The sequence below is a fragment of the Pseudomonas sp. Q12-87 genome, assembly GCF_001269755.1.
Taxonomy (GTDB): Bacteria; Pseudomonadota; Gammaproteobacteria; order Pseudomonadales; family Pseudomonadaceae; genus Aquipseudomonas; species Aquipseudomonas fluorescens_S.
In genome coordinates, this window is record NZ_LHVI01000033.1 from 82,663 (window position 1) to 100,931 (window position 18,269).

An 18,269-nucleotide genomic window follows, 5' to 3' on the forward strand; every position below is an offset into this window, starting at 1 on the left:
CGCTGCGAATCAGTCCTGTCACAGCGCTTTCCATTCCAGCGGCAGCCACTGCCAGTGGCCATCCGGCTCACTGCCTGCCGGCAAGGTCAGGGCGTACTTGCCGTAGCCGCCGAGGGTGCGCAGCTTCGGGATCAGGTAGGTTTGCGCGGCGTTGTAGAACACCGGCTCCATGTCCTGGGGCAGGCTGTCGAGGGTCTCGCGCTGCATCAGTTGCGCCATGGAATCCGGGCCGAAATAGATCGGCATCAGCAGATCCTTCGGCACCACGTCGGCCATCGGCGGGAAGCGCTTGTCGAGGGTGCCGAGGGCCTTGTCCACCAGCTTGTCATCGAGGGAGAACAGCAAGGTCGAACCGTGGCGCGCCAGGCTGACGCGCAAGAATGCCTTGCCAGTGATCGCGTCGGGTTGCTCCGCTTCCTTGGCCAGGTAAGGGCCGAAGTTGGAGCTGACCTGACGCAGCCACTGGTGCGTCGGGCCTTGCTGTTTCTCAACGACCGGGAACGCGTGCTCGGCGACATTGTTTTCGTAGGCGCCCACCATCGAACCGAACAGGCTGCCCAAGTCGCCATCGAGCTTGCCATCGTCTTCATTCAGGCTCGCCACCAGCAGCGGCGTGTACAACCGCGAGTCGGCGTACCAGCACAGGCCGGCGGCGCCAGCCATATGGTCGACCATGGCCTGGGCGGTTTTTTCATCGGCGCCGAGTTTCACCAACAGCGGTTTCTGCGGCTCGGCGGCCAGGGGCAAGGCAACGCAAGCGCTGGCGCCCATGGGCATGGCCTGCCAGATCGGCTTGAAGTCGAAATCCGCTTGGTTTTCCAGTTCGTCCATGGCCAGGAAGCTGTGCCAGCCCTTGTCATCCATGTCGAAGCGCAACCCGGCGAAATTCGGGATGAAACGTTGGTAACCCATGGCGAGCACGCTGGAGTTGACCGAAATGCGCTGCTTGAGCTCCGGCGCCTTGGGCGGCAGACCGAAGGCTTCGGGAAACAGTTTGTCGCCGTTGAGCAAGGCGGCCAATGCGGTGGTCGAGACACTGCCCGGCTCAACCGCTTGGCCGGCGGACGGGTCATACAGCTTCGTCGGGTTGGACAGCACGACCAGCTTGTCGCCATGGGACGCGAAGAGCAGGGATTTGCTGGCGTTGTAGCTCAGTTGATAGAGCGCGACGTCATCGCCGCCGACTTTCAGGTCGGTGAACTTGCTCAACTGCGTGTCGTCCAGGGCGACCTTCGCCAGCGGTTCGAGCATCTTGGCCAGGCCGCCGCGATCCATCACCAGCAGGAAATCCTTGAGGCGACCGTCGGCCCCGCGCCACAGCGCCACATCGGCCGGCTGATCGAAAAGCGCCTCGATCAGGCTGTCCTGCAACTTGAGGTCATGCTCGTAGATGATCCGGCGCAGGCTGCCGATCAACCCGAGGCGATCGGCATGGGCCTCGTAATAGAAGACGAAGTCTTCAGTGAGGGTGGCCTTGAGGAACGGCACCGCCAGCAGATCCTTGGGCAACTGGCTCAGGGAATGGGTCTCGAGCAGGCCGTCGGGGCGACTCAGGCCGAGCTTGTCCAACGCCAGCTCCATGGGCGGCGCCTTGGGCTTGAGCATGAACCAGCCCAACCCGGCGGCGACACCGACCACCAGGCACAGCCCGATCAGCAGCGCCGGCCAGCGGCGAACAGGTTTGGCGACAGGTGTCGGCGTGGTCGGGGAAGCAGTGTTGTCGCTCATATTCACTAGGGCCTGTTCATCCGTGGAGCGGATACTTAGTAGTTGAAAGTCTTGACCAGCAACAGATCGCCAATGGCGCGCAGGGGCACGACAAAGGTCTCGCGTTTTTCATTGACGGTGTTTTCGTTGAGCACCAGGTTGATCTGCGAGGTGATCACCTCGTTCTCGTTGCTGGTTTCCTCGAAGTTATAACCGCCGCTGCCGTAGTTGCCCCAATAGTTCACGTAGACCAGGTACGTGCCGTGCATCGGCGCGGTCATGGTGAACATTTCCGGGCCGGGCCCATCGACGCCATCGGGATCGAGGCCACCGCCGTTGGTCAATGCAGGCTGGCCGAAGAAGGCGTGCTGGCCGTCGGGCGTAATGATGTGCAGGTCCAGTTCGGCCTTCGGGTCGTCCCAGCCCAGCACCACACGAATCTGCGCCGGGGTGCGCAGGCTGTTGGCCTCATAGAACTGCACCCGCTTGAGGGATTGACCCTCGGAGCTGCGCACTTCGACGCTGTTGGAGCCGGCACCGAACGCATACGGCCGGGCGAAACGCCCCTCGTCGTCGGTGTAGAGATTCAGTGGATTGCCGTTGACCGCCAGGCTGTGGGGACCGCGGGCGGTGCCGATGTCCTTGAGGCGGCCTTCGATCATCGTGCGGTTGCGCTGCACGCCGCGGTCGATGGGCGGCGTGGGGTAGGCAACCTGTGGGTTTTCCGTGCGGTCGAGCAAGCCGCTGTAGCGCCACCCGCCGACCGGCTCCGAAAGCTCGGCCGAAGGCTGCGCCCAGGCCAGCGGCGCGCCCAACAGCACGATCAATAATGAAAGAAAACGCACGTATGCCTCCTGCCATGCACGACGCAACCCGGCGCCAATCCTCAGCGCTGCTTGTCATTATTCGGGTTTCGTCTGAAGGCCCCGTCGCAAGGGAGCCGTAGATGGCGCGAAGGTTAGCGATTCGGCGGGTTATTAACAATCGGGGAACACGCGATTCTGTGTGGGAAATCACGTACTGAGGGTGCCGTGAGCCGAATAGAGGATTTATTCGGCTCACCAAATGAGCCGAATACGGAAACTGACGTCACTTCTGACGCAATACCGTGGCGAGGGAGCTTGCTCCCGCTGGACTGCGAAGCAGGCCCCAAGCATTTGCGACCGCTGCGCGCTCGAGCGGGAGCAAGCTCCCTCGCCACAAAAGCAATGAATCATGGCAGGCGTTTACCCCGTCCTGATTTGCCCCAAAACCCCATGTCTGCTAGTGTCGCGCCGGTTTAACAGTCAACCGGAATAGCCGCCATGGCCCGCAAAAAAGCTGCACTGGACTTCGAACAATCCCTGGCCGACCTGCAAACGCTGGTCGAACGGCTGGAGAACGGCGAATTGTCGCTGGAAGACTCGCTGACCGCCTTCGAGCAAGGCATCGGCTTGACTCGCGACTGTCAGGCGGCGCTGGCCCAGGCCGAACAGAAGGTGCAATTGTTGCTCGAACGTGATGGCGAGCTGACCGAAGAACCTTTCGACGCGGAACAGCCTGAATGATCGGCGCGTATCAGGCCAGCAGTCAGGCCCGGGTCAATGCTGCGCTGGATACGTTGTTCACCGCCCCGAGCCCTGAGCTTTCGCGCCTGTACGAAGCCATGCGCTACAGCGTGATGAACGGCGGCAAGCGTGTGCGCCCGCTGCTCGCCTATGCCGCGTGCGAAGCCCTGGGCAGCCAGCCTGAACAGGCCAACGGTGCAGCCTGCGCGGTGGAGCTGATCCACGCGTATTCGCTGGTCCACGATGACTTGCCGGCCATGGACGACGACGATCTGCGTCGCGGCCAGCCCACCACCCATAAAAAATTCGACGAAGCCTGCGCGATCCTCGCCGGCGATGGCTTGCAGAGCCTGGCCTTCAGCGCGCTGCTGGATCCGGCCCTGAGCGATTGCCCGGTGCAGATCCGCCTGGAGATGGTCAGTGCCCTGGCGCTGGCGGCCGGCCCCGCCGGGATGGTCGGTGGCCAAGCCATCGACCTCGGTTCGGTAGGCCTGAAGCTGGATCAGAGCGCCCTGGAATACATGCATCGGCACAAGACCGGCGCCCTGATCGAAGCCAGCGTCAAACTCGGCGCCCTGGCCAGCGGCCGGGCCACGCCCGAACAGCTGCAAGCCTTGCAAACCTACGCCCGGGCCATCGGCCTGGCGTTCCAGGTGCAGGACGACATCCTCGACGTGGAAAGCGATACCCAGACCCTGGGCAAGCGCCAGGGCGCCGACATCGCCCGCGACAAGCCGACCTACCCGGCCCTGCTCGGCCTCGACGCGGCCAAGGCCTACGCCCTGGAGTTGCGTGACCAAGCGCTCGCGGTACTGCGACCCTTTGACGCGGCGGCCGAGCCGTTGCGCGACCTGGCACGCTATATCGTCGAACGACGCAGTTGATACGGGGTCAACCCTTCAGACAGCGTATCGGCCAAGTTCCGGCCAACGCGTGGGCAGCTTGCGATGCATAAGGTAAACTGCCGCCTCTTTCTATACCTATAACGATTCGCCTGATGCCCACGACGTTTCAAGAGATTCCCCGCAACCGCCCGACCACGCCCCTGCTGGACCGCGCCAACACGCCGGACGGCCTGCGTCGGTTGGGTGAAGCCGAGCTGGAAACCCTGGCCGATGAGCTGCGCCTGGAACTGCTCTACACAGTAGGCCAGACCGGCGGGCACTTCGGTGCCGGCCTGGGCGTCATCGAGCTGACGATCGCGTTGCACTACGTGTTCGACACCCCGGATGACCGGCTGGTGTGGGACGTCGGGCACCAGGCCTATCCGCACAAGATCCTCACCGGCCGCCGCGAACAGATGGGCACGCTGCGCCAGAAGGGCGGCGTGGCTGCGTTCCCGCGCCGTTCCGAGAGCGAATACGACACCTTCGGCGTCGGCCATTCCAGCACCTCCATCAGCGCCGCCCTGGGCATGGCGATTGCCGCTCGCCTGCAAAACAGCGAGCGCAAGGCCATTGCCGTGATCGGCGACGGCGCACTGACCGCAGGCATGGCCTTCGAGGCGCTGAACCATGCGCCGGAAGTCGACGCCAACATGCTGGTGATCCTCAACGATAACGACATGTCGATCTCGCGCAACGTCGGCGGACTGTCCAATTACCTGGCGAAGATCCTTTCCAGCCGCACCTACGCCAGCATGCGCGAAGGCAGCAAGAAGGTCCTTTCGCGCTTGCCCGGCGCCTGGGAAATCGCCCGGCGCACCGAAGAATACGCCAAGGGCATGCTGGTCCCCGGCACGCTGTTCGAGGAACTGGGCTGGAACTATATCGGCCCGATCGACGGCCATGACCTGCCCACGCTGATCGCCACCCTGCGCAACATGCGCGACCTCAAGGGCCCGCAGTTCCTGCACGTGGTCACCAAGAAAGGCAAGGGGTTCGCCCCGGCCGAAGTCGACCCGATCGGCTACCACGCCATCACCAAGCTCGAGCCCCTGGATGCTCCGGCCAGCGCGCCGAAAAAGGCCGGCGGCCCGAAATATTCCGGCGTCTTCGGCCAATGGCTGTGCGACATGGCCGCCGCCGACCCGCGCCTGGTGGGCATCACCCCGGCGATGAAGGAAGGCTCGGACCTGGTGGCCTTCAGCGAACGTTATCCGCAGCGCTACTTCGACGTGGCGATTGCCGAGCAGCACGCCGTGACCCTCGCCGCCGGCATGGCCTGCGAAGGTGCAAAACCGGTGGTGGCGATCTATTCGACCTTCCTCCAGCGCGGCTACGATCAGTTGATTCATGACGTCGCGGTGCAGAACCTCGACGTGCTGTTCGCCATCGACCGCGCCGGCCTGGTGGGCGAAGACGGCCCGACCCATGCCGGGAGTTTCGACCTGTCGTTCCTGCGCTGCATTCCCGGCATGCTGGTCATGACGCCGAGCGACGAAAACGAGCTGCGCAAGATGCTCACCACCGGCCACCTGTTCAACGGCCCAGCGGCGGTGCGCTACCCACGGGGCACCGGCCCGAATGCGACCATAGAGCCCGACCTCGAACCGATCGAGATCGGCAAGGGCGTGATCCGCCGCCAGGGCAAGCAAACCGCCCTGCTGGTGTTTGGCGTGCAACTGGCCGAGGCCTTGAAAGTCGCCGAAACCCTGGACGCCTCTGTGGTGGACATGCGCTTCGTCAAACCCCTGGACGAAGCCCTGCTGCGCGAGATGGCCGACGGCCATGAGCTGCTGGTGACCATCGAGGAAAACGCCATCATGGGCGGCGCCGGCGCGGCGGTCAGCGAATTCCTGGCTCGGGAAAACATCCTCAAGTCGGTGCTGCACCTGGGCCTGCCGGATATCTACGTCGAACACGCCAAGCCTGCGCAGATGCTGGCTGAATGCGGGCTGGATGAGGCCGGGATCGAAGCAGCGGTGCGCCAGCGGTTGCAGGTGTTGGGCCGGTAATTTTCAAACAACACCAGAAACCTGTGGGAGCGGGCTTGCTCGCGAAAGCGGTGAATCAGTCAATATCGCAGTCGACTGACACACCGCTTTCGCGAGCAAGCCCGCTCCCACATTGGTTAGCGTGAAGCACACATGATCGGAACACCCATGAAACTGCGCCTCGCCCTCACCCTTTCCTTACTGCCCACCCCCGAACTGCTGGCCGACACCTTCGAACGCGACCGCGCCTTGACACTCCCAGACGTGGTCATCAGCGCCAACCGCCAGGTCGGAGCCCGTAACGACAGCAGCGCCGCCAATACCGTGTTCACCCGCGACGATATCGAGCGCTTGCAACCGGCCAGCGTCACGGACCTGCTCAGCCGCGTGCCGGGCGTTCAGGTTGCGCCACTGGGCGGACGCGGCAGCCTGCCAGGGATTTACATACGCGGCACCAAGTCGGCCCAGAGCTTGGTGCTGGTGGACGGCCAGCGCATCGGCAATGCCACCTCCGGCGACAGCAATCTGCAGCGCCTGAACATCAACCAGATCGAACGGGTGGAAGTGCTGCGCGGTTCACGCTCGGTGATCTACGGCGCCGACGCGGTGGGCGGTGTGATTCAGATTTTCACGCGACGCGGCAATGAACAAGGCCTGCAACCGCGCCTGCACCTGGGCTTCGGCAGCCACCAGAGCTGGGAGCGCAGCCTCGGCCTGTCCGGCGGCGACGAGCAGACGCGCTTCAACCTTGGCGCCAGCCTGGATGATTCCCACGGAACCAACCGCACCCACGAATCCTACGCCAGCGACCGCGACGACGATGCCAATCGCAACCGCTCCTTCAGCCTGAGCCTGAGCCACATCGTCAACGATGAGCTGGAAGTCGGCATGAACGTGTTGGATAACCGCGGCAAAAACGAGTTCGACAACCCATTCGGCCGCTTCGACCCGACCACCTTCGAATCACTGCCCCAGCAGCCCTACAGCGAGTTTGCGGTGAGCAGTTTCAGCAGTTACGTGGACGGACGAATCAACGACGCCTGGAAATCCCGTCTTGAACTGGGCCACAGCGAGAACCGCGAAAAAACCTTCGACAAGCTCAGTGACGTGCGCGAAGTGTTCAACACTTATCGCGATTCGCTGACCTGGCAGAACGACGTCACCCTGGACGAGCGCAACAGCCTGATCGTCGGCGGCGACTGGTATCAGGACAGGGTCAACAGCAGCACGCCGTTCGACGAAGACAGCCGCTGGAACCGTGCGGCGTTTATCCAGCACCGCTTCCGGGCCGAAACGTTCTCCACCGAACTGGGCTTGCGTCGCGACCAGAACCAGCAATTTGGCGGCCAGAACAGCTGGAGCGGCACGTTTACGCTACCGGTGAACCCGGCCAACGACCTGTTGCTGACCTACAGCGAAAGCTTTCGCGCACCAACCTTCAATGATCTGTATTACCCGGACTACAGCAACCCTGATCTCAGCCCCGAGACCGCCAAGAGCTACGAGCTGCAATGGCGCAGCCAACTGAGCGGTAACGCCCGCCTGGAAGCCTCGTTGTATCGCACCGACCTGGAAGACGCGATCATCTTTGGCAGCAACTCGCGCCCGCAAAACGTCGCCTCGGCGCGGATCAACGGGTTCGAAGCGGCCCTGATGCAGGATCTGTTCGGCTGGCAGAGCAACCTGGGCCTGGCCATCATCGACCCTCGGGATCGCGACAGCGGCCACACCCTCGCCCGCCGCGCGCGCCGGACCATGAGCCTGGACCTGGACCGACAATTCGACCGACTGGGCCTGGGCGCCACCTGGCAAGCGGTGAGCGGCAGCTACGACGACGAGAACAACCGCAACGCCCTGGGCGGCTACGCCTTGCTCGGGTTGCGCAGCAGTTGGGCACTGACGCGGGAAGTGAAGCTGGAGATGAAGGTCGATAACCTGCTGGACAAGGGTTATAGCCGGGCGTTGTACAGCCATGACGGCGCGCAGTATGGCTATCGGGAAGAGGGGCGGTGCTGGTTGTTCGGGGTGACTTGGACGCCGTCGCTCTGATCTGGAGTTTGTGGTGCAAGAACTGGCCTCTTCGCGGGCAAGCCCGCTCCCACAGGTCATCTGTGGTGGACCGATCCTCTGTGGGAGCGGGCTTGCTCGCGAAGCAGTCACTGCGGTCTATCGATCTGGCGCGATCAGCCCGCACAACCCCGCCGTTGCCTCGATCATCTGGCCACTGGGTCGCTCAAGCCCCTTGTTATTGACCAGCAACAACCGCCCCTGCGCCACCGCGGCCAACTGCGGCCAGGCTTTCCAAGCGTCGAGTTGGGCCTGGTCTGTCGCCAGGATGACTTGCGGATTACGCTGCAACACCGACTCCACGCTCACTTGCGGTGCCGGCAGGCTCAGGTCGGCGAAGACGCTACGGGCGCCGCATACGGCCAATGCATCACTGATGATCTGCCCGCCCCCGACGGTGTACAGCGGTCGGTCCCAGACTTGATAGAACACCGGCACCGGTGTGTCACGCCGATAACGTTGACGCAACGCCTCAAGACGCTCGCGCAACTGCGCCGCCCGCTGCACACCGCGCTCAGGACGGCCGAGCTGCGCGGCAATTTCTTCGATTTGCTGGATGAGTTGATCGAGGCCGTGGGGCTCGGCGATATAAACCGGGATATGCAGGCCCTTGAGCTGCTCACGCTGGGCCGGGCCGATACTGCCGGGCCAGAGCAGGAGCAGATCGGGCCGGAGACTGAGCAGACGCTCCATGTCCAGTTGCCCATAACGCCCGACCGAAGGCAGATCCTTCAGCGCCGATGGACGCTCACCGCCATCCAGCACGCCAACGAGCAGATCGGCGGAGTCCAGCTCAACGACGATTTCAGAGAGTGACGGCGCCAGGCTGACAACCCGAGGCGCCGCCACCGTCGAGGCACTGACGGCCAGCAGCAGGAGCGCCAGCCAGCGCCCCATCAGCCGAGCTGTCGCGGGATACGATAGAGGTAGAACAACACAGCGGTGGACAACGCCAGCAGCATCAACGGTACCGCTTCGAGGCCGACGAACACCGCCAGCGCACCGACCCAGGCAGGCAGGCCGGCGGCCAGGAAGGCAGCGCGACGGCGGGCCGCCAGGGCAATCCAGGCCTGGGGTTCTTCCGGTGTGTCGAGGGCTTTCTGGGTGGCGACCAAGGCATGTTTGTAAGGCCCGAAGAAGCGCAGGCTGACAAACATCGACGCCACGCCCGCGATGAACAGCGGCATCGCCAGCACCGGCAAAATCGCTTCGCCCTGGCCGAACACCGCGTTGATCACGAACAGCGGCAGCAAGGCCAGCGCCAGGTATTGCCACCAACTGACGGACAGCCGCCGCCGGACCTGACTGCGCGTCACGCCCGGTCGACCTCGCCCTGGTGCTCGTTGCCCATCATGTGGTCGAGCTTGCTGGCCTTGGTCGCCAGGTAGAGTTTGTTGTGCGGGTTATGGCCGGTGTGCAGCGGTACACGCTCGGCGACGACGATGCCCATGTCGGTCAGTGCCTTGACCTTGCGCGGGTTGTTGGTCATCAAGCGCAAGGATTTCACGCCCAGATGTTCCAGCATGGGCAAGCAGATGCTGTAGTCACGCAGGTCGGCAGCGAAGCCGAGGCGTTCATTGGCTTCCACGGTGTCGGCGCCGCCGTCCTGCAGCTCGTAGGCGCGGATCTTGTTCAACAGGCCAATACCGCGACCTTCCTGGCGCAGGTACAGCAGCACGCCACGGCCCTCGCGGGCGATGGCCTGCAGCGCGGCCTCGAGCTGGGAACCGCAATCGCAACGCTGGCTGAACAGGGCATCGCCCGTCAGGCACTCGGAGTGCAGGCGGCCGAGCACCGGGGTACCGTCGGCGAAATCACCCAGGCTCAGCACAACGTGCTCGCGGCCGGTGGCTTCATCGAGAAAACCATGCATGGTGAATTGCGCAAACGGCGTTGGCAGCTTGGAAGCGGCAACAAAAACGACAGGCACCGGTGTGCTCCTGATCTAGTACTGGAGATTCGCAGAGGCGGGCATTGTAACAGCACGACCCGACCGGCGCTTAGGCTGAATTGTCGGCCATAACCATCGAAAAGTTTGATCAGGGCTTGGGTGGCTTGCCGTCTTCGTCGAAGGGATAGGGTTGCTTCCAGCGTTCGAAAATCGGTTTCAACTGCCCGGTTTTCACCAGATCGGCCATGCGCTTGTCAAACAGCTCGCTCAACGCACGCCCACTCTCGGTGTTGGCGAAGCCCAGGTAGAGGGGCAGGTTGATCAGCGGCGAGAGCTTGTATTGCTGGGGATTGTCCGCCTTGGCGAGCACTTGCTGGATTTCCATCAACGCATCGATATAAAAATCGGCGCGGTCATGGGCCAGCATCGGCAGGATGCCCACGGCACGGTGGATTTCATTGAAGCGCCGGATATTGGGCAGGTAGCTGTTGTATTCGTAGCCGCGCATCCATACCAGCCGATAATTGCCGATGGTCGCCAAGGTCGGCGATGGCTTGGACGCCAGCCCCAGGGCATAGATATGGTCGACGTCGTAGTGCCATTTAGGGTAGATCAGCCCCTCGGTCTCATCGCGATAGGCGCCCACCTGCGCGTCGACCTCCCCGCGCTGTACCAGCCCGATCGAGCGGGTATACGGCACGCTGCGGGTCTCCAGCTTGACGCCTTCTGGTTCGAACACCTCGCGCAGGATGTCCCACGCCATGCCCTTGCCATCAGCCTGGGTGTAGTCGGCCCACTCCTCGCTGGCCGCGCGAATCTTGGTCGGCAGCGGCGCCGACTCAGCCACTCCGGCGCCAAGGTAGCCCCCGAGACATAGCAATAACAGTAGTGCGCGGCTTACGCCCATGCCTGGTTCCCTCAGGTGAAACACCACACCAATCCTTGCATTGCCAGCCAGGCGAAGACCCCGGCCAATACATCATCGAGCATGATGCCCACACCTCCGTGCACATGCCGGTCGATCCAGCGGATCGGCCATGGCTTGAGGATATCGAAGAAGCGGAACACCAGAAAGCCCGCCAATAGCCAGTACCAGCCTTCCGGCACCAGCCACAGGGTGATCCACATGCCGACCATCTCGTCCCAGACGATACCTTCATGGTCGTGCACCCGCAGGTCATCCGCCACTTTGCCGCACAGCCAGAAGCCGAACAGCATGGTGATGCCCAGCATCAGCCAATAGCCCCAATCTGGCAACATCTGCCACAACGGTATGAAGGGTAGCGCAACCAGCGAACCCCAGGTACCCGGTGCTTTAGGCAAGGTGCCCGAGCCGAAGCCGAAGGCCATGAAATGCCAGGGATTGCGCCAGACCGAGGGCGGAACGAATTCCGCCGGGACCTGATTGGGATGATCTGTCACGGTGTCTCCCGAAAATGTTGATAACCCCGTACTTGCGGGGTGATGCCGCGCCCGACGCTGTCGACCAGCGTGACGCCGTGCCCGGCCAGTACGTTGCCGATCATGTGGATTGGCCAGCCTTCGGCCTGCAACACTGACAGCCGGGTCGGCGGCATGGCGAATAACAACACATAATCGTCACCGCCGCTCAGGGCGGCATGCTGTGCGCCCGGCCGGCCCAGGAACGTCAGTAAAGCGTTGGACAGCGGTAGCCGGTCCCGTTCAACCTTTATCGCCACACCGGAGGCCTGGGCGATATGTCCGCAATCGGCCAGCAGGCCATCGGAGATATCCATCGCCGCTGTGGCTTTGCCCCGCAACGCCAGGCCCAGGTCAAGTTGTGGCCGGGGTGACCAGTAATGGGCCAGCAAGGGCTCGGCGATGGCGGGTTCGGCGTTACGCTCGCCCAGCACCAGCGGCAACGCACCGGCGGCATTACCCAGTTCGCCGCCGACGCACAGCACATCGCCGGGCTGCGCACCGCTACGGGTCAAGGCCTGGCCGGACGGCACGCGGCCGAATACGGTCAAAGTCAGACTCAGCGGCCCGCGCGTGGTGTCCCCTCCCACCAGCGTCACGCCACAGGCCTGGGCCATCTGGTTCAAACCACGGGCATAGGCTTGCAGCCAATCGGCGGTCACCGTCGGCAAGGTCAGGGCAAGGGTAAAGGCCAAAGGGCTGGCCCCCATGGCGGCCAGGTCACTGACCGCCACGGCCAGCGAGCGCTGGCCGAGCAGAAACGGGTCGCACGGGTCTGGAAAATGCACACCCGCCACCAGCGTGTCGGTGGACACCGCCAGCTGTTCCCCAACGGGAACGGCCAGCAAGGCACAGTCGTCGCCAATTCCCAGTGCAACGCCCTCGCCGCCCTGCGCACACGGCGCGGCAGCGAAGTAGTTGCGGATCAGCTCAAACTCACCCATTGGGATAACAAGCGCCGATCAGCGCTTGAACGCCTTCACTTCAGCTTCACGCAGGCGCGGGGCCAGTTTGTCGAGCACGCCGTTGACGAACTTGTGGCCATCGGTGGAACCGAAGACTTTCGCCAGCTCGATCCCTTCGTTGATTACCACGCGGTACGGCACGTCGACGCGCTTGAGCAGTTCCCAGGTGGAAAGACGCAGGACCGCCAATTCGACCGGGTCCAGCTCTTCGATGGTCAGGTCCAGGCAAGGCGTGAGCGCGGTGTCGATTTCGGTCTTGAACTGCGGAACCCCGTGCAGGATCTCGCGGAAATACGCCCCATCGACATCACTGAAATCGTTGTCGACCCGAAATTGCGCTTCGATCTCGTTCAGCGATTGCTTGGCCATGTGCCATTGATACAGCGCCTGGGTCGCGAGCTGACGGGCTTCGCGACGCTTGACGCTTTTCGAAGGCTTGCCGGCATCGGCTGGCTTGGGATCGCGCGGGTTGAAACGATCGCTTTCGTCGCTAATCACTTGGCCTCCAACTGCGCCAGCAGGCTGACCATTTCCAGGGCGGACAGGGCAGCTTCGGCACCTTTGTTACCGGCCTTGGTGCCGGAACGTTCGATGGCTTGCTCGATGGAATCAACGGTCAGCACGCCGAAAGCGACCGGCACGCCGAATTCCATGGAGACCTGGGCCAGGCCCTTGGTGCATTCGCCGGCCACGTATTCGAAGTGCGGAGTACCGCCACGAATGACCGCACCCAAGGCGATGATCGCCGCATATTCGCCCTTTTGAGCGACTTTCTGCGCAACCAGCGGAATTTCGAAGGCGCCAGGCGCACGGATGATGGTGATGTCGCTTTCGCTCACGCCATGGCGAACCAGGGCATCGACCGCACCGCTGACCAGGCTCTCAACCACGAAGCTGTTGAAACGGCCCACTACCAGAGCGTAGCGGCCTTTGGGGGCGATGAAGGTACCTTCGATGGTCTTCAGGGTCATTCGTCAGATCTCTTAAAGAGCCAGAGCGCGTTCTATACGCGCTCCTACAGTGATATTAGCCACGAATACAGGGCCGGAAAATCCCGGGCAATTATTCGGAGGGCACGTATTCTACAACTTCCAGATCGAAACCGGATATCGCATTAAATTTCATCGGTGCGCTCATCAGGCGCATTTTCCGCACGCCCAGGTCCCGCAGGATCTGCGAGCCCGCACCGACAATGCTGTAGGTGGTCGGTTTTTTCACGGCGGCCTGGTCGGCGGTTTCACGGATATGCGCCAGCAACACGTCGCCATCGAGCGGGTGGCCGAGCAGCAAAACCACGCCGCTGCCAGCCTCGGCCACCGCGACCATGGCGGCCCGCAGGCTCCAGCGGCCGGGCTGCTTGACCATCAGCAGGTCGCGCAGCGGGTCCATGTTGTGCACGCGCACCAGGGTCGGTTCTTCGGCGCAAACGGTACCCAGGGTCAGGGCCATGTGCACGTCGCCTTCCACCGAATCGCGGTAGGTCACCAGATTGAACTGGCCCAGTTCGCTGTCCAGCGGCTGCTCGGCAATCCGCTGAACGGTACGTTCGTGGATCATCCGGTAGTGGATCAGGTCGGCGATGGTGCCGATCTTGATGTTGTGTTCGGCGGCGAAGGTTTCCAACTCAGCGCGACGGGACATGGTGCCGTCGTCGTTCATCACTTCGCAAATCACGCCGCTTGGCTCGAAACCGGCCATGCGCGCCAGGTCGCAAGCCGCCTCGGTGTGGCCGGCGCGAGCCAGGGTGCCGCCAGCCTGGGCCATCAGCGGGAAGATGTGGCCGGGGCTGACGATGTCTTCAGCCTTGGCGTCCTTCGCGGCAGCCGCCTGTACGGTGCGCGCGCGGTCAGCGGCGGAGATACCCGTGGTGACGCCCTCGGCGGCCTCGATGGACACGGTGAACTTGGTGCCGAACCCGGAACCGTTGCGCGGCGCCATCAGTGGCAGCTTCAGCAGCTCGCAGCGCTCGCGGGTCATCGGCATGCAGATCAGGCCACGGGCGTGCTTGGCCATGAAGTTGATGTGTTCGGCCTTGCAGCATTCGGCGGCCATGATCAGGTCGCCTTCGTTCTCGCGGTCTTCGTCATCCATGAGGATGACCATCTTGCCTTGGCGGATGTCTTCAACCAGTTCTTCGATGCTATTGAGCGCCACGCGGCACCCCCTTGGGTCAGGATTTGAGGTAGCCGTTGGCGGCCAGAAAACTTTCAGTGATGTTACCGGCCCGCTTTTGTGAAGGGTCAGACTCTGCGGCCTTGTCTCCCAACAGCAGGCGCTCCAGGTAACGGGCAAGCAAGTCGACTTCCAGGTTGACCCGGCGGCCGGGCTGGTACGAAGCCATGATGGTTTCGCTCAGGGTGTGGGGAATGATCGTCAGCAGGAACTCGGCCCCGTCCACGGCGTTGACCGTCAGGCTGGTGCCATCGACGGTGATCGAGCCTTTATGGGCGATGTACTTGGCCAGTTCCTTCGGCGCGCGAATACGAAACTCCACGGCTCGGGCGTTATCGCTGCGCGAGACCACTTCGCCGACACCGTCGACATGGCCACTGACCAAGTGCCCGCCCAACCGCGTGGTGGGGGTCAGGGCTTTTTCCAGGTTGACCGGGCTGCCGCTCTTGAGATCGTTCATGGCGGTGCAGTCGAGGGTTTCGCGGCTGACGTCCGCCAGGAAACCGTTGCCCGGCAGTTCGACGGCAGTCAGGCACACGCCATTGACCGCGATGCTGTCGCCCAGCTTGACGTCGCTCAGGTCGAGCTTGCCGGTTTCGACGTGGACCCGTACATCGCCGCCCTTGGGGGTGAGTGCACGGATGCTGCCGATGGATTCGATGATGCCGGTAAACATGGAGTCCTCCTCGAGAACGGACCGCCGCTTGCGCGAAAGCCGGGAATTATACGCTCGCCAGCGGAACGGGAACGGCGATGACTCGCCAGTCATCGCCCACGGCGCGGATTTCGGTGATTTTCAGTTCCGGGGCGTCTTTCATCTGCGCCAGCGGCCAATCCAGCAACGGTCGCGCCGAAGAGCCAAGGAACTTGCCGGCGATGAAAATCTGGAATTCGTCCACCAGCCCTTGCCGGGCGAAAGCCCCCGCCAGGCGCGGACCGGCTTCCACCAGCACTTCATTGACATCCCGGGCAGCCAACGCCACCAGCAGCCGACGCAGATCGACCTGACCGTCATCGCCTGCCACGATCATGCATTCGGGACCGTTGGCGTATTGTTCTTCCACCGCCATGCACGTGGCGACCAGCGCCGGGCCAGCCTTGAAGAACGGCGCATCCAGCGGCACCCGCAGGCGACCGTCCACCAGCACCCGCAGCGGCGGACGACTCATGATCAGCGCGGTCTGCTCGGCATCCAGCCCGAGTTCATCGGCGCGTACGGTCAGCCGGGCGTTGTCCGCCAGCACCGTATCGGCGCCGGTCAGCACCACACTGGCCTGGGCCCGCAAGCGTTGCACCGCCGAACGTGCGGCGGGGCCGGTGATCCACTGGCTTTCGCCGCTTTCCATGGCGGTACGGCCATCCAGGCTCATGGCGAGCTTGACCCGCACGAACGGCAGGCCGTGTTCCATGCGTTTGAGAAAACCTTCATTGAGCTTGCGCGCTTCGCCTTCCAGCACGCCACTTTCAGTGGCAATGCCGGCCTGGGCCAGCCGCTGCAGGCCGCGCCCGGCAACTTCCGGGTTCGGGTCCTGCATCGCTGCCACCACTCGCGCCACGCCAGCATTGACCAGCGCATCGGCACACGGCGGCGTGCGCCCGTGGTGGCTGCAAGGCTCAAGGGTTACGTAGGCGGTGGCGCCCCGGGCCTTCACGCCGGCGGCGCGCAAGGCATGGACTTCGGCATGGGGCTCGCCGGCGCGGATGTGCCAGCCTTCACCCACCACCTCGCCGTCACGCACGATCACGCAGCCGACCCGGGGATTGGGGTGGGTGGTGTAGTGACCGCGCCGCGCCAACTCCAGGGCGCGGGCCATGTAGTGAGCATCGAGGATGGCCTGTTGCGCCGAAACGGTCATTCTTTCACCGGTTCGCGGGCCAGGCGGTCGATTTCTTCGCGAAATTCGTTCAGGTCCTGGAAGCGCCGGTACACCGAAGCGAAACGGATGTAGGCGACTTCATCGAGCTTCTGCAGCTCGGCCATCACCAGCTCTCCGACCACCAGGGATTTGACCTCGCGTTCGCCGGTCGCCCGCAGCTTGTGCTTGATGTGCACCAGTGCCGCCTCCAGGCGCTCGACGCTCACCGGGCGTTTTTCCAGGGCGCGCTGCATGCCGGCGCGCAGTTTTTCTTCGTCGAACGGCTGGCGGCTGCCGTCGGTTTTGATCAGGCGCGGCAACACCAGTTCGGCGGTCTCGAACGTCGTGAAACGCTCGCCGCAGGCCAGGCATTCGCGCCGGCGGCGGACTTGTTCGCCCTCGGCGACCAGTCGCGAGTCGATGACCTTGGTGTCGTTGGCACCGCAGAAGGGACAGTGCATGGTGGCAGGCAACAAAAAAAGGGAGGGCCATGGTAGCGCATCCCACTGGCAAGACAAGCCATAGGGTTTACGGTATACAGACGGGCTTACCGTCAGATCCATGGAATTTACCTTGCTGGAGCCACACATGCCGCTACGAACGCTCGTTTTGCTCAGTCTTTTCAGCCTGCTGATGGCGTGCAGCAGCGACGCCCCCAAACCCGCCGCACCGGCGCCAGCGCCAGCCCCGAAGCAGGCCCAGGAAAAAGCCCGCCAGGCTGCGGAGCTGGGACCATTGCCAGCGTACCAGCGTGAATTGAGCGGCACACTGCAAGGTGTACCGGCTGGGGCCGAAGTGGAACTGGCGTTGCTGGTGATCGATGACAAGGACCGTCCGCAGCAACTGCTCGCCAGCTCCAGCCTGATCGGCACCAACCAGGCCCTGCCCTTTCGCCTGCGCTTCAATCCGGAAGCCTTCCCGGTCGGTGCCCGGGTGGAACTGCGCGGCCGCGCCAGCCAGTCCGGCCAATTGATCCTGCACTTGCCGGAGCAACGCATCACGCAACCGACCACCCAGGCGTTGGGCGCCCTGCAATTTGTCAAAGCGCCATGAAGGCACCGCAGGACCTGCAACACGCGTTGAGTGAGTTGTTGGGCGATGCGCGCCTGGTGACCTGCCCGCTGCCCGAAACCGACTTGCAGTTGTGGCTGATCGATGGCGACAACATGGACCGCGCCTTCAGCCCGGAAGAGACTCGACGCATCCTTCATGAGCCGCCCTATTGGAGCTTCTGCTGGGCCAGCGGCCTGGCGATGGTGCGCTATCTGGCCGAACAGCCGCAGTGGGTCGCGGGCAAGCGGGTGCTGGATTTTGGCGCCGGCTCCGGGGTGGCGGGCATTGCCGCGGTCAAGGCTGGGGCGCTGGAGGTGGTGGCCTGCGACCTGGACCCGCTGGCGATCGCCGCGTGCCGGGCCAACGCCGCGCTCAATGGCGTGGAGCTGGGTTATTCGACGGACTTTTTCGCCGAGGCCGATCGTTTCGACCTGATCCTGGTGGCCGATGTGCTCTATGACCGGGCCAACCTGCCGCTGCTCGACCACTTTCTCAGCCGCGGCCGCGAGGCCCTGGTGGCCGATTCCCGGGTGCGGGATTTCCAGCATCCGCTGTACCGGCGCGTCGACATGCTTGAAGCCATGACCTTACCGGACCTGGCCGAACCCGAGGAGTTTCGGCATGTGAGCCTGTACCACGCGAGCCGAACCTAAAAGCTTCGCGAGCAAGCCCGCTCCCACATTCGATCTCCGTGGA

Annotated in this window: 20 protein-coding genes and 1 pseudogene; 7 read left to right on the plus strand and 14 right to left on the minus strand. The window is 63.5% G+C overall.

Going from position 1 to position 18,269, the window contains the following annotated elements; genetic code table 11:
- Nucleotides 1-18 precede the first annotated feature (18 nt).
- Both AD663_RS24005 and AD663_RS24010 read right to left on the minus strand, forming a co-directional pair.
- The gene (locus AD663_RS24005) at nucleotides 19-1,728 is read right to left on the minus strand and encodes a DUF2138 domain-containing protein (protein ID WP_003185912.1); all 1,710 of its coding nucleotides are present in this window, start codon (nucleotides 1,726-1,728) and stop codon (nucleotides 19-21) included.
- A 35-nt stretch (nucleotides 1,729-1,763) separates the two neighbouring features.
- On the minus strand, nucleotides 1,764-2,552 hold the full coding sequence (locus AD663_RS24010) for a YfaP family protein (RefSeq protein WP_003185915.1): 789 nt from the start codon (nucleotides 2,550-2,552) through the stop codon (nucleotides 1,764-1,766).
- A 459-nt stretch (nucleotides 2,553-3,011) separates the two neighbouring features.
- Between AD663_RS24010 and AD663_RS24015 the strand changes: the two genes are divergently transcribed.
- The 5 genes and pseudogenes from AD663_RS24015 (at nucleotide 3,012) to AD663_RS24030 (ending at nucleotide 8,178) form a co-directional block, all read left to right on the plus strand.
- The gene (locus AD663_RS24015) at nucleotides 3,012-3,254 is read left to right on the plus strand and encodes an exodeoxyribonuclease VII small subunit (RefSeq protein ID WP_003185917.1); all 243 of its coding nucleotides are present in this window, start codon (nucleotides 3,012-3,014) and stop codon (nucleotides 3,252-3,254) included.
- Nucleotides 3,251-4,138 carry a (2E,6E)-farnesyl diphosphate synthase gene (gene ispA, locus AD663_RS24020; protein ID WP_003185919.1) on the plus strand — a complete coding sequence of 296 codons (888 nt, stop codon included), beginning with the start codon at nucleotides 3,251-3,253 and terminating at the stop codon, nucleotides 4,136-4,138. Before AD663_RS24015 ends, ispA begins: the two co-directional genes overlap by 4 nt.
- A 113-nt stretch (nucleotides 4,139-4,251) precedes the next feature.
- On the plus strand, nucleotides 4,252-6,150 hold the full coding sequence (gene dxs / locus AD663_RS24025; RefSeq protein ID WP_053214669.1) for a 1-deoxy-D-xylulose-5-phosphate synthase: 1,899 nt from the start codon (nucleotides 4,252-4,254) through the stop codon (nucleotides 6,148-6,150).
- Nucleotides 6,150-6,260: pseudogene (locus AD663_RS29720) on the plus strand (DUF4381 domain-containing protein); the annotation flags it as partial. The gene dxs and the pseudogene AD663_RS29720, both read left to right, overlap by 1 nt.
- Nucleotides 6,261-6,297: 37 nt before the next feature.
- Complete coding sequence (locus tag AD663_RS24030; protein WP_053214670.1) at nucleotides 6,298-8,178, plus strand: TonB-dependent receptor domain-containing protein; 1,881 nt, start codon at nucleotides 6,298-6,300, stop codon at nucleotides 8,176-8,178.
- A 117-nt stretch (nucleotides 8,179-8,295) separates the two neighbouring features.
- Here AD663_RS24030 and AD663_RS24035 read toward each other — a convergent pair whose 3' ends face one another.
- The 12 genes from AD663_RS24035 to nrdR all read right to left on the minus strand — a co-directional run bounded on the left by AD663_RS24035 (nucleotide 8,296) and on the right by nrdR (nucleotide 16,981).
- On the minus strand, nucleotides 8,296-9,093 hold the full coding sequence (locus tag AD663_RS24035) for a cobalamin-binding protein (protein ID WP_053214671.1): 798 nt from the start codon (nucleotides 9,091-9,093) through the stop codon (nucleotides 8,296-8,298).
- The gene (locus AD663_RS24040; RefSeq protein ID WP_003185926.1) at nucleotides 9,093-9,512 is read right to left on the minus strand and encodes a hypothetical protein; all 420 of its coding nucleotides are present in this window, start codon (nucleotides 9,510-9,512) and stop codon (nucleotides 9,093-9,095) included. Before AD663_RS24040 ends, AD663_RS24035 begins: the two co-directional genes overlap by 1 nt.
- Nucleotides 9,509-10,126, minus strand: a complete 618-nt coding sequence (gene ribA / locus AD663_RS24045) for a GTP cyclohydrolase II (RefSeq protein WP_003185928.1) — start codon at nucleotides 10,124-10,126, stop codon at nucleotides 9,509-9,511. Before ribA ends, AD663_RS24040 begins: the two co-directional genes overlap by 4 nt.
- 109 nt (nucleotides 10,127-10,235) lie before the next feature.
- A complete protein-coding gene (locus AD663_RS24050) occupies nucleotides 10,236-10,994 on the minus strand; it encodes an ABC transporter substrate-binding protein (protein WP_033046307.1) in 759 nt (252 codons plus the stop codon).
- Between the two features lie 11 nt (nucleotides 10,995-11,005).
- Entirely contained in the window at nucleotides 11,006-11,509 is a 504-nt protein-coding gene (locus AD663_RS24055; RefSeq protein ID WP_003185932.1) for a phosphatidylglycerophosphatase A, read from the minus strand.
- Nucleotides 11,506-12,471, minus strand: a complete 966-nt coding sequence (thiL, locus tag AD663_RS24060; protein ID WP_003185934.1) for a thiamine-phosphate kinase — start codon at nucleotides 12,469-12,471, stop codon at nucleotides 11,506-11,508. The genes AD663_RS24055 and thiL overlap by 4 nt, the downstream gene beginning before the upstream one ends.
- An 18-nt stretch (nucleotides 12,472-12,489) precedes the next feature.
- Nucleotides 12,490-12,990 carry a transcription antitermination factor NusB gene (gene nusB, locus AD663_RS24065; protein ID WP_003185935.1) on the minus strand — a complete coding sequence of 167 codons (501 nt, stop codon included), beginning with the start codon at nucleotides 12,988-12,990 and terminating at the stop codon, nucleotides 12,490-12,492.
- A complete protein-coding gene (gene ribE, locus AD663_RS24070) occupies nucleotides 12,987-13,463 on the minus strand; it encodes a 6,7-dimethyl-8-ribityllumazine synthase (RefSeq protein WP_003185938.1) in 477 nt (158 codons plus the stop codon). The genes nusB and ribE overlap by 4 nt, the downstream gene beginning before the upstream one ends.
- Before the next feature lie 91 nt (nucleotides 13,464-13,554).
- Nucleotides 13,555-14,646 (minus strand): bifunctional 3,4-dihydroxy-2-butanone-4-phosphate synthase/GTP cyclohydrolase II, encoded by a 1,092-nt coding sequence (gene ribBA, locus AD663_RS24075; RefSeq protein WP_003185940.1) that lies wholly within the window; start codon nucleotides 14,644-14,646, stop codon nucleotides 13,555-13,557.
- A 16-nt stretch (nucleotides 14,647-14,662) separates the two neighbouring features.
- Complete coding sequence (locus tag AD663_RS24080) at nucleotides 14,663-15,340, minus strand: riboflavin synthase (protein WP_003185942.1); 678 nt, start codon at nucleotides 15,338-15,340, stop codon at nucleotides 14,663-14,665.
- 46 nt (nucleotides 15,341-15,386) lie between these two features.
- Entirely contained in the window at nucleotides 15,387-16,520 is a 1,134-nt protein-coding gene (ribD, locus tag AD663_RS24085; protein ID WP_003185945.1) for a bifunctional diaminohydroxyphosphoribosylaminopyrimidine deaminase/5-amino-6-(5-phosphoribosylamino)uracil reductase RibD, read from the minus strand.
- Nucleotides 16,517-16,981: a transcriptional regulator NrdR gene (nrdR, locus tag AD663_RS24090; RefSeq protein ID WP_013694316.1), complete on the minus strand. Its 465-nt coding sequence runs from the start codon at nucleotides 16,979-16,981 to the stop codon at nucleotides 16,517-16,519. Before nrdR ends, ribD begins: the two co-directional genes overlap by 4 nt.
- Before the next feature lie 127 nt (nucleotides 16,982-17,108).
- Between nrdR and AD663_RS24095 the strand changes: the two genes are divergently transcribed.
- Complete coding sequence (locus AD663_RS24095) at nucleotides 17,109-17,573, plus strand: YbaY family lipoprotein (protein ID WP_033046308.1); 465 nt, start codon at nucleotides 17,109-17,111, stop codon at nucleotides 17,571-17,573.
- Nucleotides 17,570-18,226, plus strand: coding sequence for a methyltransferase (locus tag AD663_RS24100; RefSeq protein WP_003185950.1), 657 nt, complete (start codon nucleotides 17,570-17,572; stop codon nucleotides 18,224-18,226). The genes AD663_RS24095 and AD663_RS24100 overlap by 4 nt, the downstream gene beginning before the upstream one ends.
- The last annotated feature ends 43 nt before the right edge of the window (nucleotides 18,227-18,269 follow it).

Excerpts from the sequence above, each read along its gene's own strand:
- AD663_RS24005 (WP_003185912.1), bottom strand. The coding sequence starts at position 1,728 with ATGAGCGACAACACTGCTTCCCCGACCACGCCGACACCTGTCGCCAAA.
- AD663_RS24015 (WP_003185917.1), top strand. The coding sequence starts at position 3,012 with ATGGCCCGCAAAAAAGCTGCACTGGACTTCGAACAATCCCTGGCCGAC.
- ispA (WP_003185919.1), top strand. The coding sequence starts at position 3,251 with ATGATCGGCGCGTATCAGGCCAGCAGTCAGGCCCGGGTCAATGCTGCG.
- dxs (WP_053214669.1), top strand. The coding sequence starts at position 4,252 with ATGCCCACGACGTTTCAAGAGATTCCCCGCAACCGCCCGACCACGCCC.
- AD663_RS24030 (WP_053214670.1), top strand. The coding sequence starts at position 6,298 with ATGAAACTGCGCCTCGCCCTCACCCTTTCCTTACTGCCCACCCCCGAA.
- AD663_RS24035 (WP_053214671.1), bottom strand. The coding sequence starts at position 9,093 with ATGGGGCGCTGGCTGGCGCTCCTGCTGCTGGCCGTCAGTGCCTCGACG.
- AD663_RS24050 (WP_033046307.1), bottom strand. The coding sequence starts at position 10,994 with ATGGGCGTAAGCCGCGCACTACTGTTATTGCTATGTCTCGGGGGCTAC.
- thiL (WP_003185934.1), bottom strand. The coding sequence starts at position 12,471 with ATGGGTGAGTTTGAGCTGATCCGCAACTACTTCGCTGCCGCGCCGTGT.
- ribE (WP_003185938.1), bottom strand. The coding sequence starts at position 13,463 with ATGACCCTGAAGACCATCGAAGGTACCTTCATCGCCCCCAAAGGCCGC.
- AD663_RS24080 (WP_003185942.1), bottom strand. The coding sequence starts at position 15,340 with ATGTTTACCGGCATCATCGAATCCATCGGCAGCATCCGTGCACTCACC.
- ribD (WP_003185945.1), bottom strand. The coding sequence starts at position 16,520 with ATGACCGTTTCGGCGCAACAGGCCATCCTCGATGCTCACTACATGGCC.
- nrdR (WP_013694316.1), bottom strand. The coding sequence starts at position 16,981 with ATGCACTGTCCCTTCTGCGGTGCCAACGACACCAAGGTCATCGACTCG.
- AD663_RS24095 (WP_033046308.1), top strand. The coding sequence starts at position 17,109 with ATGCCGCTACGAACGCTCGTTTTGCTCAGTCTTTTCAGCCTGCTGATG.
- AD663_RS24100 (WP_003185950.1), top strand. The coding sequence starts at position 17,570 with ATGAAGGCACCGCAGGACCTGCAACACGCGTTGAGTGAGTTGTTGGGC.